General features: G+C 54.0%; 12 protein-coding genes. 3 read left to right on the top strand and 9 right to left on the bottom strand.

Annotation, left to right across the window (positions count from 1 at the left end; all coding sequences use genetic code 11):
• Window positions 1-55: 55 nt before the first annotated feature.
• The 3 genes from BM258_RS16605 to BM258_RS16595 form a co-directional block, all read right to left on the bottom strand.
• The gene (locus tag BM258_RS16605) at window positions 56-802 is read right to left on the bottom strand and encodes an N-acetylmuramoyl-L-alanine amidase (protein ID WP_090074196.1); all 747 of its coding nucleotides are present in this window, start codon (window positions 800-802) and stop codon (window positions 56-58) included.
• Between the two features lie 65 nt (window positions 803-867).
• Window positions 868-1,578 (bottom strand): TerB family tellurite resistance protein, encoded by a 711-nt coding sequence (locus BM258_RS16600; protein ID WP_090074194.1) that lies wholly within the window; start codon window positions 1,576-1,578, stop codon window positions 868-870.
• A 222-nt stretch (window positions 1,579-1,800) separates the two neighbouring features.
• On the bottom strand, window positions 1,801-2,502 hold the full coding sequence (locus tag BM258_RS16595; protein WP_175528124.1) for an extensin-like domain-containing protein: 702 nt from the start codon (window positions 2,500-2,502) through the stop codon (window positions 1,801-1,803).
• Between the two features lie 74 nt (window positions 2,503-2,576).
• Here BM258_RS16595 and BM258_RS16590 point away from each other — a divergent pair, with 74 nt between their 5' ends.
• The gene (locus tag BM258_RS16590) at window positions 2,577-3,875 is read left to right on the top strand and encodes an amidase (protein ID WP_090074192.1); all 1,299 of its coding nucleotides are present in this window, start codon (window positions 2,577-2,579) and stop codon (window positions 3,873-3,875) included.
• Window positions 3,876-4,520: 645 nt separating this feature from the next.
• Here BM258_RS16590 and metH read toward each other — a convergent pair.
• The 5 genes from metH to BM258_RS16565 all read right to left on the bottom strand — a co-directional run bounded on the left by metH (window position 4,521) and on the right by BM258_RS16565 (window position 11,305).
• The gene (gene metH, locus BM258_RS16585) at window positions 4,521-8,219 is read right to left on the bottom strand and encodes a methionine synthase (RefSeq protein WP_090074190.1); all 3,699 of its coding nucleotides are present in this window, start codon (window positions 8,217-8,219) and stop codon (window positions 4,521-4,523) included.
• Between the two features lie 104 nt (window positions 8,220-8,323).
• Complete coding sequence (gene metF / locus BM258_RS16580; RefSeq protein WP_090074188.1) at window positions 8,324-9,223, bottom strand: methylenetetrahydrofolate reductase [NAD(P)H]; 900 nt, start codon at window positions 9,221-9,223, stop codon at window positions 8,324-8,326.
• A gap of 94 nt (window positions 9,224-9,317) precedes the next feature.
• Complete coding sequence (locus tag BM258_RS16575) at window positions 9,318-10,310, bottom strand: ArsR/SmtB family transcription factor (protein WP_090074186.1); 993 nt, start codon at window positions 10,308-10,310, stop codon at window positions 9,318-9,320.
• A gap of 214 nt (window positions 10,311-10,524) precedes the next feature.
• Complete coding sequence (locus BM258_RS16570; RefSeq protein ID WP_090074425.1) at window positions 10,525-10,965, bottom strand: NUDIX hydrolase; 441 nt, start codon at window positions 10,963-10,965, stop codon at window positions 10,525-10,527.
• Window positions 10,966-11,050: 85 nt separating this feature from the next.
• Entirely contained in the window at window positions 11,051-11,305 is a 255-nt protein-coding gene (locus BM258_RS16565) for a DUF2312 domain-containing protein (protein WP_090074184.1), read from the bottom strand.
• A gap of 775 nt (window positions 11,306-12,080) precedes the next feature.
• On the opposite strand from BM258_RS16565, the gene BM258_RS16560 reads away from it, so the two are divergent.
• Both BM258_RS16560 and pyk read left to right on the top strand, forming a co-directional pair.
• The gene (locus BM258_RS16560; RefSeq protein ID WP_175528123.1) at window positions 12,081-12,539 is read left to right on the top strand and encodes a DUF1036 domain-containing protein; all 459 of its coding nucleotides are present in this window, start codon (window positions 12,081-12,083) and stop codon (window positions 12,537-12,539) included.
• A 10-nt stretch (window positions 12,540-12,549) separates the two neighbouring features.
• The gene (gene pyk, locus BM258_RS16555; protein ID WP_090074182.1) at window positions 12,550-13,992 is read left to right on the top strand and encodes a pyruvate kinase; all 1,443 of its coding nucleotides are present in this window, start codon (window positions 12,550-12,552) and stop codon (window positions 13,990-13,992) included.
• Between the two features lie 79 nt (window positions 13,993-14,071).
• Here pyk and BM258_RS16550 read toward each other — a convergent pair whose 3' ends face one another.
• Window positions 14,072-16,012 (bottom strand): methyl-accepting chemotaxis protein, encoded by a 1,941-nt coding sequence (locus BM258_RS16550; RefSeq protein ID WP_090074181.1) that lies wholly within the window; start codon window positions 16,010-16,012, stop codon window positions 14,072-14,074.
• Between the last annotated feature and the right edge of the window lie 207 nt (window positions 16,013-16,219).

The following is a 16,219-nucleotide window of genomic DNA, read 5'->3' as shown; positions in this document are numbered from 1 at the left end:
GAGCCCGCGCCTTTTCGTTAAAAAAAGCTGTCGCCCTCATCTCCAATCCATAAGGTCAGAGCTGGGGTAGTCCGGCATTCAGCTTGTAAAGCGTGGAAATGGTGGTTGTGTCAGCCACGCCGTCGACCAGCTCGGGCCGGAAATGCAGCTGAAACGCCCGCACAACTTTCTCGGTCTGCTCATCAAAAACACCCGTGATCGGTGCGTTGTAGCCATAAATGGCCAACATTGATTGCAGCGCCTGAATGGGTTGCCCCTCATCGCCCAACTGGAAGAAGCGCCCACCGCCAGACACCTCGGGATCAGCCCAGTGCCCCGCACCGGCTGCCGCCAGCTGCTTCCATGGAAATTTCACGCCCGGATCAACCTTGCGTCCCGGCGATACATCAGAGTGGCCCAGAACGCGATAGTTGGGAATCTCGTTGCGCGCGATAATGTCCATACAGAGCATATGCAGGATGTCGAGCTGCTTTTCACCAAACTCTTCATGCCCGGCATTGGCAATTTCGATGCCGATCGAGCAGCTGTTTATGTCTGTCTCGCCCTTCCAATAGGCATCGCCGGCATGCCAGGCGCGCTTGGATTCATCGACCAGCTGCACAATCGTGCCATCACGATGCAGGAAATAATGGGCAGAGACTTCACTCTCGGGATTGCAGAGCCAGTCCAGAGCCTGCGCGTCATCTTCCATGCCCGTATAATGGAGCAACAGCATATCGACCTTGCGACCATCTTTACGCTCACCGAAATTGGGGGAAGGTTTGTCCTCGCAGGGGCAATTTGTCTTTGCTTCGAACGGCATGACACTCTCCATGAAACCGCAAATAGGATAAAGGATCTGAGCGGGTTCGTCAGACCGACCGTTTCTTAGCGCAAGCCGCGCTCAATCTCAATCATTGACCATGCGTTATTGATGGCAGCCAGCTTTTCGGTGGAGATCCGCACAAATTCTTCGGGCACACCTCGGGCAATCAACCGATCAGGGTGATTCTCTCGCACCAGTTTGCGATAGTGGCTTTTGATTTCCTTGTCGCTCATGGAGCGTTCAGCTTCCAGAATGGTATAGGGGTCCTGTTCATCCGGCTTCACATGGCTCATCTTGATGCGCTCGAAGCAGCGCTCGGGAATGCCGAATATTTCCGCCACATGCTCCAGATAGAGCATTTCCCTGTTGTGCATGACGCCATCAGCGCCAGCAATCATGAACAGACCATCCAGAATATCGGCCAGCGGCTCCATGTCGTCTTCATAAAGAGCGGCGATTTGCTTGGCATAGGCCTCATAACCAGCAACATCCTGCTTGGCCAGGTTGAACATGCGCTGCACATTGCGCTCTTCCCCTTCAGGGATGGAAAAGAGTGTCTGGAAGGCATTGATTTCATCCTGCGTCACGACCCCGTCAGCCTTGGCCATTTTGGCAGACAAAGCAATCACAGCGACCGTAAAGGTGAGTTGTTTGCGATCTATGCCGCTGCCAAGCCCCCGCACGGTGGTAGCGACCTTCTCCACGAATTGAGAAATCGCTTCACTCTGACGGAGGTCTTCAATCAAACTGCCGATCTGGCTCCAAATGCTCATGAGATCTCCTGAACACCCATTCCTCGCAAGCATCATTCCTGCGCTTGCGATCAATTTATGTGATAAGCGCCGGAATTACGAGCCATTGTTAGCCAAAAAAAGGCGACTTGCCACAATGAGGCAGCTTTGTGCCCGAAAACTGCGCAGGAGAATAGGGAAAGCCCGCTTAAGAGACAAAAGCCACACCAACAACCTCAACCTAAGGGGCAACTCCGCGTAGTTCTACTGACACACACGCCAGGTTCCCGCCTTGCCATGCAGGCCATGATCAAGATGGATATGATTCTGGTGATACTTGTCGCCGCCCGGTCCGATAACAGTTGTGAAATAGCGGCAAGCCTGCCGGTTGATGCTGCGCAGGAACTTTCCCTTCCGGTTCCGTTTGGCCCAATCATCCTCCACGGTCAGCACCGTCCCATCCTCAAGGGTGAAGGCACTGATATCAATTGCATTTGCCCGTCCATGCTCGGAGAGCTTGGCCCCACGCTTGTTGTTGCGCGGGCGGCAGGAATAGGATGCGGCCACCCTGATTTCAACAACCGGCTGGCCCAACGTGTCGCGCGCCATCGGTTGAACGACCTCTGAAAAATAGCGATAAAGCTGCGACGTCATCACACAATTGGTCGTCGCATCCCTGTTGAACGCAACAGGATAGCGCCCCCCCAAAGCCGAGACAGCGAAGGGCGCCTTGCTGCCACATCCCCACTTTCCATTGATCGCAGGCAGGGCTTTTGCATCCACATAGCCTTTTTCAACAATTGGACAGTTTTGAGCAGAAATGGATTTGTCTGGCCAGATGGCTTCACTCTGCAAATCCGATTGCGGAATCTCTTCAAGGTCCTGAAATCCACCGCAGCTGGTCAGGGTTGCCGGAGCTACCAACAATGCAAGAAGGGAGCGTTTCGTGATCGTGAGCTTCATCATATTTTGATTCCCGCTTGCAGCCACATTCAATTCAGCGCATCCTGAAGAGAAAAGGTTAACATAAAGGCAGCGCAATGGTTCAAGCATCGCAAGTGAAAGATCTCGTCGCCCCGGTCAGCCTTCTCGATACGCTCAAGGCAATCGACGCTGGAACCCTCTCCCCTGCAGACTCTATCGAAGCCTGCCTTCAGCGCCTCGCTCTCATCGAACAGCAGATCCACGCCTTTGTCTCCATCAACGGCCACGCGGTGAACGAAGCGAAAGAAGCGAAAGGCCCTCTTGCCGGTATCGCGCTTGCCGTCAAGGACATCTTCGAAACCCGTACGTTGGCGACAGAATATAACTCGCCCATCTACCGGGGCCACGAACCCGTGCGTGACGCAGCCCTTGTGACCATGGCAAGAAAAGCGGGCAGCACTGTGATCGGAAAGTCGATAACGACGGAGTTTGCCTTTCTGGATCCAGGCCAGACCCGCAACCCGCACAATCTCGATCATACCCCCGGAGGCTCTTCTTCCGGCTCAGCGGCGGCCGTGGCCTCCGGCATGGCCCATCTGGCCTTTGGAACACAAACGGGCGGCTCCATCATTCGCCCGGCAGCCTATTGCGGTGTTACCGGCTACAAGCCAAGCTACAGCCTCATGCCCAAAGTCGGCATCAAGGATTTTTCCTGGACATTGGATACGGCCGGGCTGTTCGCGGCCAAGGTGGCCGATTGTGCCTTTGCCGCCTCGGCCATAACAGGCCGCAACCTTCAGGTTGATCCCGAGGCTCCCTTCAAGCAGCCGACGCTGGGCATCATTCGCTGCCGCACATGGCAGGAAGCAGATACCGACTATGTCGCCCGCTTCGACATGATGGTTGAAAGCCTCAAGCGCTTCGGAACGCCCGTTGTCGAGCTGAAACCAAGCGAGCATTTCCTCAGTGCTTTCAAAGCGCACCAGATCATTCAGGATTACGAGGCTTCCCAAGCGCTGGCATGGGAATATGTGAACCATGCTGACCAGTTGAGCCCACTGCTCAGGCAGACACTCGATTTTGCCCAGACCATCACGCCATCGGATTATGATGAAGCCCTGATTTGCGCCCGCACGGCGAGAAGAGAATTAAGAGAGCAATTCGAGGACGTGGATGCATTGCTCAGTCTTTCCGCTCCCGGCCCTGCTCCGGAAGGCCTAGCCTCCACCGGCTCCCCCATATTCAACCGTATCTGGACCCTTCTCCATACCCCGTGCGTCAATGTTACCGGGCTTGAGACAGAGAACGGCCTGCCACTTGGAGTTCAGGTGATCGGACCGGAGGGTGAAGACCAGTCAACGCTCCAGATCGCCCATTGGCTCGAAGGCGCCATACTGCGCCATTTAAAGGGCTGAGGCGAAACGGCCAAAGTTCTATGCCGCATATCACCCGCTAGAAACGGATCGGAGCCGAATTCGGCTCTCCGATGCGCATGCAATTTAGGCAATTCAAAGAACAGAAAATAGGCACATGGCCATTCTCTAAGCAGCAAAACGAGGGGCAATTTTTACGATTTTTCGCATGCTGCAGCGCAATATCTGTTATCTTTCCCCTGTTTTTCTGTCACATGATTGTCGCACTTGAACCCAAGGCGCCTCAAGGACTTATTCATAATTTGGTAACAAAGTTACCCCCCTTCTCTGCGCTGCACCAACTTTTTCATTTCGCGAATTCTGAAAGTTGCCGTAGACTTCACGTCATGAAGGAAAGGCTAGGAGGAGAGGCTATATGGTCAAATCTATGAACATGATATTTGTTTGTGCGGCCTTTGTATTCATCGCTGCTATTGTCGTTGGCATTATTTGAGGAGGAGGCAACGACGATTGCGCTAGGCAGTGAGGCTGTCTTGCTCATACCCTTGAAAAGACGCAACTTTATTCGCCAGCACGCGAGTTAAAAAGCCGGGCAATGCCCGGCTTTTTTACTTTGTGAATACTTGGCGAAAAATCCGCTTTCCTATCTGAGACCTGCCTTTGCAATTGAGAACAGGCCTCCTGCCATCAGGTCCTGTAATTCAGGATAGGTGCCAGCCATTTTTCGGCTTCTTCCAAGCTCCATCCCTTGCGTTCCGCATAGTCGGCAACCTGATCCTTCTCGATCTTGCCAACGCCGAAATAGTAGCTATCCGGATGCGCAATATAGATCCCTGAAACAGCTGAACCGGGCATCATGGCACAGCTTTCAGTCAGTTTGATCCCGGTCTGGGCTTCCGCATCAAGCAGGCTGAAGAGCGTCCGCTTTTCAGTGTGATCCGGCTGGGCAGGATAGCCCGGCGCAGGACGGATGCCATCATAGCGCTCTTCGATGATCTCCTCATTGCTGAGTTTTTCATCGCTTGCATAGCCCCAGAATTCCTTACGCACCTTGGCATGCATCGCTTCTGCAAAGGCTTCAGCCAGACGATCAGCCAGAGCCTGCAACAGGATCTTGGAATAATCGTCGCCCGCCGCGTCAAACGCCTTGGCGTGCTCTTCCTCACCAAAGCCTGACGATACGGCAAAGCCACCGATATAATCCGCAATGCCGCTATCGGCCGGAGCGATAAAATCACCCATGGCAACACGAGCACGCGCCGTCCGTCCCGCCATTTGCTGACGCAAACCATAGAAGCGAGCCGCTTCCTGCACCCGGTTGTCATCGGTATAGACAACGATATCGTCGCCCACACTATTGGCAGGCCACAACCCGATCACGGCCCGCGCCGTCAGCCATTTTTCGTCAACGATCTTCTTGAGCATGGCTTGCGCATCGCTGAACAGGCTGGTCGCAGCCTCACCATAGACATCATCGTCGAGAATGGCCGGATAGCGCCCTTTCATCTCCCAGGTGGAGAAGAAAGGGGTCCAATCGATGAAGGGCACCAGATCAGCCAGATCATAGCTTTCAAAGCGTTTCGTGCCAATGAAGTTTGGCTTGGTAGGCTTATAGGTGTTCCAGTCGATCTTGAAGGCATTCTCACGCGCTTTATCGATCGTTAGACGGTTCTTCTTGTCCTGAGCGGCCTCATGTTTGCTGCGTACCTGAATATAGGTATTCTTGACATCAGCCACATATTCCGATTTTTCCCGAGACAGGAGCCGCGTGGCCACACCAACCGCACGGCTTGCATCGGTGACATAAATCGCCTGACCATTGTCATAGTTGGGGTCGATCTTCACCGCCGTATGCACCTGCGAGGTGGTTGCGCCACCGATCATCAAAGGCTGATCAAAGCCCTCGCGCTGCAACTCCGCTGCCACATGGCACATTTCGTCAAGCGAGGGCGTGATCAGACCGGAAAGGCCGATGATATCGACCTTCTCGCGACGTGCAGCCTCAAGGATATCATTGGCAGGCACCATGACACCCAAATCGACCACCTCATAGCCGTTACACTGCAGCACCACACCGACGATATTCTTGCCGATGTCATGCACGTCGCCCTTCACGGTCGCCATCAGCACCTTGCCTGCACTCTGGTGATCGCCGTCCTGTTCTTCTTCCATGAAAGGCATCAGATAGGCGACGGCCTTTTTCATCACACGAGCTGACTTGACCACCTGCGGCAGGAACATCTTGCCATCGCCGAACAGATCGCCGACCACATTCATGCCGTCCATCAGCGGCCCCTCGATCACATCAAGCGTACGGGTTGACTTCTGGCGAGCTTCCTCGACATCTTCCTCGACATAATCATTGATGCCCTTGACCAGCGCATGCTCGAGCCGCTTTTCAACCGGCAGCTCGCGCCAGGCCAGATCAGCCACCTTGTGTTCGCCCTTCTGGTTGAGATAGCGCTCGGCGATCTCCAGAAGCCGATCCGTCGCATCATCGCGCCGGTTCATGACGACATCTTCAATGCGCTCCAGCAGCTCCTTGTCGATCTGATCATAGACCATCAGCTGACCGGCATTGACGATGGACATATCAAGCCCGACCTTGATCGCGTGATACAGGAACACCGAATGCATCGCCTCACGGACAAGATTATTGCCCCGGAAGGAAAAGGAAAGGTTCGACAGGCCACCAGACACATGAGCGCCGGGCAGATTTTCCCGAATCCACTTGGTCGCATTGATGAAATCAACGCCGTAATTGTTGTGTTCCTCGATACCGGTGGCGACTGCAAAGACGTTCGGATCAAAGATGATGTCTTCAGGCGGGAACCCAACTTCGTTGACCAGAATATCGTAGCTCTTCTTGCAGATGTTAATCTTGCGCTCGTAGCTATCCGCCTGTCCGTCTTCATCAAACGCCATAACAACTACAGCCGCGCCATAGCGCAGAATGGTCTTGGCATGGTCAACAAAGGCCTCTTTACCTTCCTTCATGGAGATCGAGTTGACGACAGACTTGCCTTGCAAGCATTTGAGGCCCGCTTCGATCACGCTCCATTTGGAGCTGTCCACCATCACAGGCACGCGGGAGATATCCGGCTCGGACACAATGAGATTGAGGAAGGTCACCATCGCTTCTTCTGAATCAAGAAGCCCTTCATCCATATTCACATCGATGATCTGTGCGCCGTTTTCCACCTGCTGACGTGCCACATCAAGAGCCGTTTCGAAATCACCTTCCTTGATCAAACGCTTGAACTTGGCCGAGCCGGTCACATTGGTCCGTTCGCCAATATTGACGAAATTGGTCTCAGGCGTCAGCGTGAAAGGTTCCAGACCGGACAGACGCATATAGGGCGTGATTGTCGGTATGGCACGGGTGTCATATTTCTTCACCGTCTCGGCAATAGCGCGAATGTGGTCCGGCGTTGTGCCGCAGCAACCGCCGACAATATTGATCAAACCATCGCGGGCAAACCCGTCAATGATGCTGGCCATATGTTCCGGGCTCTCGTCATACTCGCCAAATTCATTGGGCAGACCGGCGTTCGGATAAGTGGAGATCCGCGTTTCAGCCACGCGGGAAAGCGCATCGATATGCTGGCGCAGTTCGGCAGCTCCAAGCGCGCAGTTCAGCCCCACGGCAAACGGCTTTACATGACGCACGGAGTGATAGAATGCCTCCGCCGTCTGGCCGGAAAGCGTGCGGCCCGATTTATCGGTAATGGTGCCTGAAATGATCACCGGCCAGCGCATGCCGCGGTCTTCGAATTCCTCTTCAATGGCAAAAAGCGCGGCCTTGGCATTCAGCGTATCAAAAATGGTCTCGACCGTCAGCGCATCCGCCCCGCCATCAAGCAGCCCCTTTGCCGCTTCCCTGTAGGCAGCCTTCAGCTCATCAAAGCTGACAGCCCTGTAACCGGGATTATTCACGTCAGGCGAGATGGAGGCCGTTCGGTTGGTTGGCCCCATGGCCCCAAGCACAAAGCATTTGCGGCCCGGAAAACGCGATTCTACATCCTCGGCAGCTTCTTTGGCCACCTTTGCACTCTCCACATTCAGCTCATAGGCCAGCTGCTCCATGCCATAGTCGGCCTGCGCAATGGTGGTAGAGGAGAAAGTGTTGGTACCGGCGAAATCCGCACCCGCCTCGAAATACTGACGATGGATGTCGCGAATGGCGTCAGGTTTGGTGATGGACAACAGATCATTGTTGCCCTTAAGGTCCTGTTTCCAGTCCTTGAAACGCTCACCTCTGAAATCCTCTTCGGTGAGGCCCAGACGCTGGATCATCGTACCCATGGCGCCATCAAAGATGAGAATACGCTCAGCGGCCAATTGGGTCAGCTGGTCATAGGAGGGGGTTAATGGCAAGATCGGCATGATCGAATTTCCTTAACGTCAAAAGGGCAGAGCGGACGGTTTGTCCGCTCAACGGGTCCCCGAATAGCTCAAAGATAGCTTAGTCCTGAATTATTGCTGAGGTCTTATGCCTTGACCGGACGCATGCCGAGCATATGGCAGATCGCATAGGACAGGTTCGCCCGGTTCATGGTGTAGAAATGGAAGTCATCCACCCCGCGCGAACGCAGATTTTCCACCTGCTCGGCAGCAACAGCCGCAGCCACCAGACGATGGGTTTCGGGATCATCTTCCAACCCTTCAAACCGGTTGGCCAACCATTGCGGCACACTCGCACCTGTGCGAGAAGCAAAACCGGCCATCTGAACGAAGTTATGGATCGGCAGAATGCCCGGCACGATCGGAATGAAAATACCGGCGCGTCTGACCCGCTCAACATAGGCTTCATAATGGTCATTATCAAAGAAGAATTGCGTGATCGCGCGGGTTGCCCCTGCTTCCACCTTCTGGCGTAGCATTTCAATGTCTGTCGCAAAATCCGGACTTTCGGGATGTTTTTCCGGATAGGCGGAGACGGACACCTCGAAATCTCCGACGCGTTTGATCCCGGCTACAAGGTCTGCAGCATTAATATAGCCGCCCTCATGAGGCACATATTTCTCACCCACTCCGGCGGCAGGATCTCCGCGCAAGGCAACAATGTGGGTCACGCCCACTTCGGCATAGGAGCGCACAACGGCGTCCACTTCTTCACGCGTGGCGCTCACGCATGTCAAATGGGCAGCAGCCGGAATCCCGGCTTCCTTGATGATCCGCTTAACGGTAGCATGGGTGCGTTCACGCGTGGAGCCGCCGGCCCCGTAAGTCACTGAAACGAATTCCGGCTGCAAGGGAGCAAGGCGCTCGACACTGGCCCACAGGCTCTCTTCCATCTTCGGGGTCTTGGGAGGAAAGAACTCGAAAGACACATTGAGTTTGTGCGTTTCCTTGCTGCGGCGACCGCTGGGTTCTGCGTTATGGCTCATAATTTTTCTCTCATCCACGCTGGCTGTCTCCGGGAGGCAGAGCGCCGCGTTGTTTCATATTGTCGAATGTCTTTGGGACTTCAGAAGGCTCTGTTTAGTCTGTTTCTTTTGCGGCAACCAAGCCGTCGGTCTTTTCAGCCAGCCAGATCGAAACGGTCAGGGCTTCTCCAGCCAAAGCCGGGTCATGTCCCTCATATCCAAGATCTCTGGCCAGCGTCACGGAGAAGCCGGCCTCCTGCATCCAGCGGCGCATGGCATCTTGGGAGAAGCCCAATCGCCTGTGCGCGTGATCCTTTCTCAAGAATTCATGGTCATGCGGCGCAAAGTCAACAACGAGAATGCGCCCGCCCGGTAGCAAAACCCGTCCCGCTTCCTGCAAGGCTGCCGACGGGTCATCGAGATAATGCAGGACCTGATGAATGGTAATAAGGTCAAACTTGCGATCAAGCGTAGCCAGATCGAGCAAGTCGCCTTGCTGAACATGCAGATGACCACGATTTGGCCCGTCCAGCCGCGAGCGGGCGATCGCCAGCATCGAGCGGTTGGAATCCAGTCCAAGGCCGTCGCGGCATCGATCCGCTAGCAAAGAGAGAATGCTGCCCGTCCCCGTACCCAGATCAAGCAACTGACTGATCTCCTGATCGCCCAGGGCCTCCAGAATAGCCCGCTCAACCGCACTTTCAGGAACATGCATGGCGCGCAACTCGTCCCAGCGATCGGCATTCTGCTTGAAATAGTCCGTAGCCTGTTGGGCGTTGGCTTCCTTGATTTGCCTGAGCCTGTCTCTGTCGCGCAGGATCATCGCGTCTTGCTGATCCAGATGACGTAGGGATGCCGAAATGAGATCGCCCTTGGCTTTATCCCGCGTCAGGCAATAATAAACCCACGCTCCTTCAGGCAAACGCTCCACCAATCCGGATTCATAAAGCAGCTTCAGATGGCGCGAAATGCGCGGCTGGCTCTGGTGCAGGATGGCTGTCAGATCCTTGACCGAAAGATCCCCTTCAGCAAGCAACGCCAACAAGCGCAGACGGGTCGGCTCCCCGCTTGCTTTCAACAACCCAACGATTTCATCCAATGACAACATGCCAGCACCTCAAAGATATAAAGATATCTTTATGACATAAGAATTCAAAAGACAAGAGCGACAGGCATGCGCTATCCACCATTTCAGACCGCACAGAGGTCTAAAGCACACATCGTCAACAAGATTTTTGTAAAATCAAAAGTGAGAAGGATAAGATTTTTCGGCTCGGATAATCAGCCATCACCTGATTATCAAGCATCGGAGCCTTGACCCATCAAGCCTTTTGCATGGCCTCAAAAGCCATTTCCGCCACCCGAGGCACATCTTCGCTGGTGGCCAGATCAAACCACGGCAGATCATCGGCGTGATACCATTCAGCCTCAAGAGCATCATCCCCGGCCACCGGCTCCCCTTCCTGCCACTCGCACAGGACAGCCACCATGACATAATGGAATTGCAATCGCTCGGACTGATCGCGGGAGAAAGCTTCAAGCGTCGTCAGAATGCGATCCGCGCGCGCACGAATACCGGTTTCTTCAAACAGCTCCCGTTGGGCAGCCATTTCCAGAGTTTCCCCGAATTCAACCTTGCCTCCGGGAAAGCCCCATTTGCCAGCATCAGGCGGATTGGCGCGTCTGACCAGCAGAATATGACGCCCCTTGACCACCAGACTGAGCACAGCAACGCGCGGCTTTTGTTTCTGATTATCATTCATGGGAAAGGCGCCAAAGAACAGGACAAGAATAGACTTCTGAAGAATATGGCCGGCCACACAGACCGGCCATACAGAATTTGATCAATTATTCGCTTGGCGCCATACCCAAAGCATGCAGATACAGATCCAGCAAAGCTTCCATTTCCTGCCGCTCGTTGCTATCCTGTTTGCGCATGCGCACAACCTGCCGCATCACCTTGACGTCATAGCCATTGCCCTTGGCTTCAGCATACACGTCCTTGATATCGTCTGAGATCGCCTTTTTTTCTTCTTCCAGTCGCTCGATACGCTCCACAAAAGCACGCAACTGATCAGCGGCGACACCACCAGTATTTGACATTCCCTACTCCAATATTGGGTTCTGAAGCCTGCTACCGGGCCATGGCCCACAAGCAGCTTCTTTTAACCGCTCTCTAACCAAATTCTATTGCGACAAGATTAACACGCGTCATCGCGGCGAGAACAAGGCCACATCTATCCAGACCCTATACCAGTCCCCAACTCTGGAAAACATCAGGATTGAAATATGAAGCCAGAACGCCCGAACAAAGCCCCGGGCCTGTTTGGCACCTTAAGAAGAGGTCCGCTCGACATCCTGAGCCATGGTAGACAGAGCCGCCAAGATCATAAGGGCGCGATCTTTCGCAGGGGCACATAATAGCCAGCATGATGTGCAGAACAAGCATCAATTTAAGCAAATCCCAAATCACCGCCCCAATTACTCCAAAGTCCCCAGGCAGACTGGCCTCTTGGGAGCGGTCAGTGCATTAGACGAAAGGTCGAGATTGCTTACCCCTTTTTGACCCTACTATAATGCTGCCGTTCAGGTCATAATACCGTCAACATACACCGCTATTCGTGCGAGGGCCCTTGTGAAAATCTCCGTTAGAGCGACCAAGCGCAAAGACCGGATTTCCGCAGGCCTCTGTTTCAGCCCCTGTCTATATGCAAGCAAAAAGGCCTCAAGAAGAAGAACAGACAAAGAGCTGGATAACTCCCTCTCCATCATGTCAAAAAAATTCTACTAATGTAGGATATATACATTGACAATAGATGCATGAAACGCGAAACAGTTGGCGGCTCTCCTAAAAAAAGAAAAGACGATACCGAGCCCCATGTTTAACTGGAAACAAAAAGCAAAGACGATTGCTCGATGCCTTGCTTCTATCAAGGGCAAGACATTGGCTCTGACCACGATGCTCCTGGTAGCAAGCAGCCTTGATGCAGCAGCAGACCTTCGGGTTTGCAACAAGACAAGCAGCACAGTCGGACTGGCTATTGGATACGAGTTAAAAGGTGAATGGATCAGCGAAGGCTGGTGGAATCTGGACCCGGAAAAATGCGAGACGGTGCTCAAGGGCCTGCTCGTCAAAACCCGCTATCTCATTCACGCTATAGACTACGACAAGGGCGGTCAGTGGAACGGTGATTCATTCATGTGTACCCAGGATCTTGAGTTCAAGATCAAAGGCACACAGGAATGCGTTGCAAGAGGATTTGAACGCACCGGCTTTTTCGAAGTGGATACGGCCGGGAAACAAGACTATACGGTTCAATTGACCGATCAAGAATAGGGAAACTGTCGTGACTGTAAGACGCAACCGGAAAGTAAAAATCCTGGCCACATTGGGCCCGGCTTCAGAAAAGAAGGAACAAATCAAGCAACTCTTCCTGGCTGGCGCCGATGTTTTCCGCATCAACATGAGCCACTCCGATCATGAGACGCTGAACACACGTGTCAAATTGATCCGCGAAGTTGAAAAGGAAGTGGGGCGCCCGATCGGTATTCTCGCCGACCTTCAGGGCCCCAAACTGCGCCTTGGCATTTTCGCTGACACCAAGGTTGAGCTCACCAACGGCAGCCGCTTCTCTCTGGACAGCTCCGACAAGCCGGGCGACACATCCCGCGTGCAGTTGCCTCACCCTGAAATTTTCGGATCCGTCAAAGAAGGCGACATCCTGCTTCTCGACGACGGCAAGGTTCGCCTCAGAACGATTTCCACCAGTGCTGACTCCATCCACACAGAAGTTGTCACCGGCGGCCCGATTTCCAACCGCAAGGGCATCAGCTTCCCAGACTCCACCCTGTCCTTCTCGGCCCTGACGCCGAAAGACCGCGCCGACCTTGACGCAGCAGTTGACGCCGACGTGGACTGGATCGCCCTCTCATTCGTACAGCGCCCCGAAGACGTTGCCGAAGTACGCAAGCTGTCTCGTGGCCGCACCGGCATTCTCTCCAAGATCGAGAAGCCACAGGCTGTTGAACGCATTCACGAGATCATCGAACTGTCCGATGCCATCATGGTTGCCCGTGGTGACCTTGGCGTGGAAATGCCGCTGGAAAAAGTTCCCGGCATCCAGAAACAGATCACCCGCGCCGCCCGCCAGGCAGGCAAGCCGGTTGTCGTGGCCACCCAGATGCTGGAATCCATGATCAATTCGCCAATGCCGACACGCGCTGAAGCCTCAGACGTGGCAACCGCCGTGTTTGAAGGCGCTGACGCTGTGATGTTGTCAGCAGAGTCCGCAGCTGGTGACTATCCGTTCGAAGCGGTCGCCATGATGAACCGCATCGCGGAAGAAGCCGAACGCGATCCATATTACACCAACATCATCTACGCACAGCGCGCCGAACCGGAAGCAACCGGTGCAGATGCGATTTCTGCAGCAGCCCGTCAGATCGCTGAAACACTCAATCTGGCAACGATCGTCTGCTACACCTCTTCGGGCACCACTGGCCTCAGAGCTGCTCGCGAGCGTCCGCAGACACCGATTGTGGCCATCAGCCCGATCCTTGCCACAGCACGCCGTCTGGCACTGGTTTGGGGCTTGCATTGTGTGGTTTCCGAAGAAACCGGCATTCTGGATGAAATGGTCGACCGTGCCTGCAGCACCTCCTACAAGGTTGGTCTGGCCAAACCTGGTCAGCGTGTGATCATCACCGCAGGTGTGCCGCTCGGCACGCCGGGCGCGACCAACATGCTGCGCATTGCCTTTGTCGGCAGCGATGGTCTTGGCGGCATCTAAGCCAAGCATATATCTCAATGAAAAGGGCCGGTTCAACAACCGGCCCTTTTGCTATGCGTATCTGCCTTGCTAAATCAGCTTATACGGCACGAACCCGGGCAATGAAGCTGGTCACCTTTTCCTTCAGCTGATCGGATTGCTCACCCAGCGTCTTGACCGCACTGACAACCTCGTCAGAGGTGCGCCCAGCATTCTTAGAAGCACTGGAAACCTGAGACACATTCTCGTTCACCTGCTCAGTACCTTGAGCAGCCTGATGAATGTTGCCGGAAATCTCCTGCGCCGTCGCATTCTGCTCGGCAATCGCACCGGCGATGGCCGAAGAAATAGCTTCCACATTCTGGATGACCTGACTGACCTCTTCAATCGACAGGGTCGCCTCACTCGTTGCCGACTGGATCTCGGCAATCTGTTGTGAGATTTGCTCGGTCGCCTTGCTCGTTTGCCCCGCCAGAGCTTTCACCTCACCAGCCACAACGGCAAATCCTTTACCCGCCTCTCCGGCGCGCGCAGATTCAATCGTGGCGTTAAGGGCCAGAAGGTTGGTCTGCTCGGCAATGGAAGAAATCATTTCCACCACCTCGCCAATCTTGCTCGCGGTCGCTGCAAGGGTCTGCATTTGCCGATTGGTACTGCCCACTTTGCCAACGGCCTCTTGCGCAGCTCCGGATGCCACGCCGATCTGTTCGCTGATCTCGGAAATCGAGGCGGTCATTTCTTCGGTCGCAGAGGCAATCGTCTGCACATTGCTCATGGTCTGGCTAGACGCTGCAGACGCAGACGTTGCCTGATGCTCGGTGAGCTCTGCAACCTCGGCCATAGTGCGGGCGGTAGCAGACAATTGATGAGAAGACTGGGAAACAGAGTCCACAATGCCACTTACATGACTGTCGAACTCATCGGCCAACTGCATCATCATCGCACGCTTATCGCGCTCGGCCTGCTGTTGCTTGGCCTGCTCCTCGGCCTCCATTTCCTTCTGCATCTTCACATTCTGATGCAACAAGGACGCAATCTTGCAAAGCGCACCGATCTCGTCATCCTGTTTGCTAACGGGGATGGTCGTATTCAGATTACCTTTGGCAATCTGGTTCATTGCACCTGTCACATTCTGAATCGGATGTGTGATAGAGCGAATGACAAGAATTCCGCCGCCCAGAAGAATGATGGCAGTCGCGATCATGGTCCCAATGGCAATGGCATCCACCTGCGCTTCAATGGCCTTACGCTCAATTAGAGCCACAGCCAACTGCGCATTTGCCGTGTCCTTCAACTCGGACAGCTCTCCTGAAATACCCTCGACCCTGTTGCGGTAAGCGGTAACCAGTTCCAGTACATGATTGTTGGCGTCCGTCCATTTGAGAAATGTGTCGTGATAGGCTTCCATCAGCGGCACAATCTCTTTCTGCGCAGCCTGTGGCACGTTGGAGGCAGCAAGAACGGTATAGAACTCCTTGATCCGCGCGTTGAAGCTCTCAACATACTTGTCCTGCTGGCGCAGCATATAGTCCTTTTCGTGACGACGCAGCATCAGCATCTTGACCATGACAGCATCGATCGACAAGGATGCATCAGCCTCACCCAATTCGTTCAGCTTGGCCTCTACGGTCTTGACTGCGCTCCGCAGCTCACCCTTCAGGCCCTCATTTTCGGACAATCCGGCGACGGTGCGCGCCTTAACGATTTCTTTTGCTCCCGAGAGAGCATCCATCGTCAGGCTCGTCAGAATGGCGCTCTGATCACCCAGTTCGCCAAACGCGGCCTGGCTTTTTTCAGCCGCAGCATCCATCGCGCCGACAAGAGCCATATCGCCCCGCTGCAAAAATTGCTCGGAAAGAGAAGCAACTTTACCGATTCCCACTTCAGCGATGTTAAAAGCAGCGACATTCTCCTCCCCGAGCATTGTCGCACGCGTCACTTGCGCTTTTCTGCTTTCCCCCCAGTAGAAGGCACCCGAAAGCACCCCAAGACCAAAAAAGCCAAGCAGCAATAAGCCCCAGATGCGATATTTTAGTTTCATGTTTCACCCTACCGAGTTTCGAGACAAGTCTCACGCTGAGCCAAGCCAGCAACATTCAGGTGAATATTTCATGCAATAATTATATTTTTGTTACTTATCTCGATATTTCATTCTTGTTTATAAGAAGAAAATAAGAATCCAGTTAAAAATCCCTAATATAACAAAGAACCAATCCAATAAATATGTAATATTATACAATGAACAAAA

This window comes from Cohaesibacter marisflavi, from assembly GCF_900115225.1.
Classification (GTDB): Bacteria; Pseudomonadota; Alphaproteobacteria; order Rhizobiales; family Cohaesibacteraceae; genus Cohaesibacter; species Cohaesibacter marisflavi.
The sequence above is the reverse complement of the archived record's forward strand: the minus strand, read 5'-3'. Positions and strand labels throughout refer to the sequence as shown.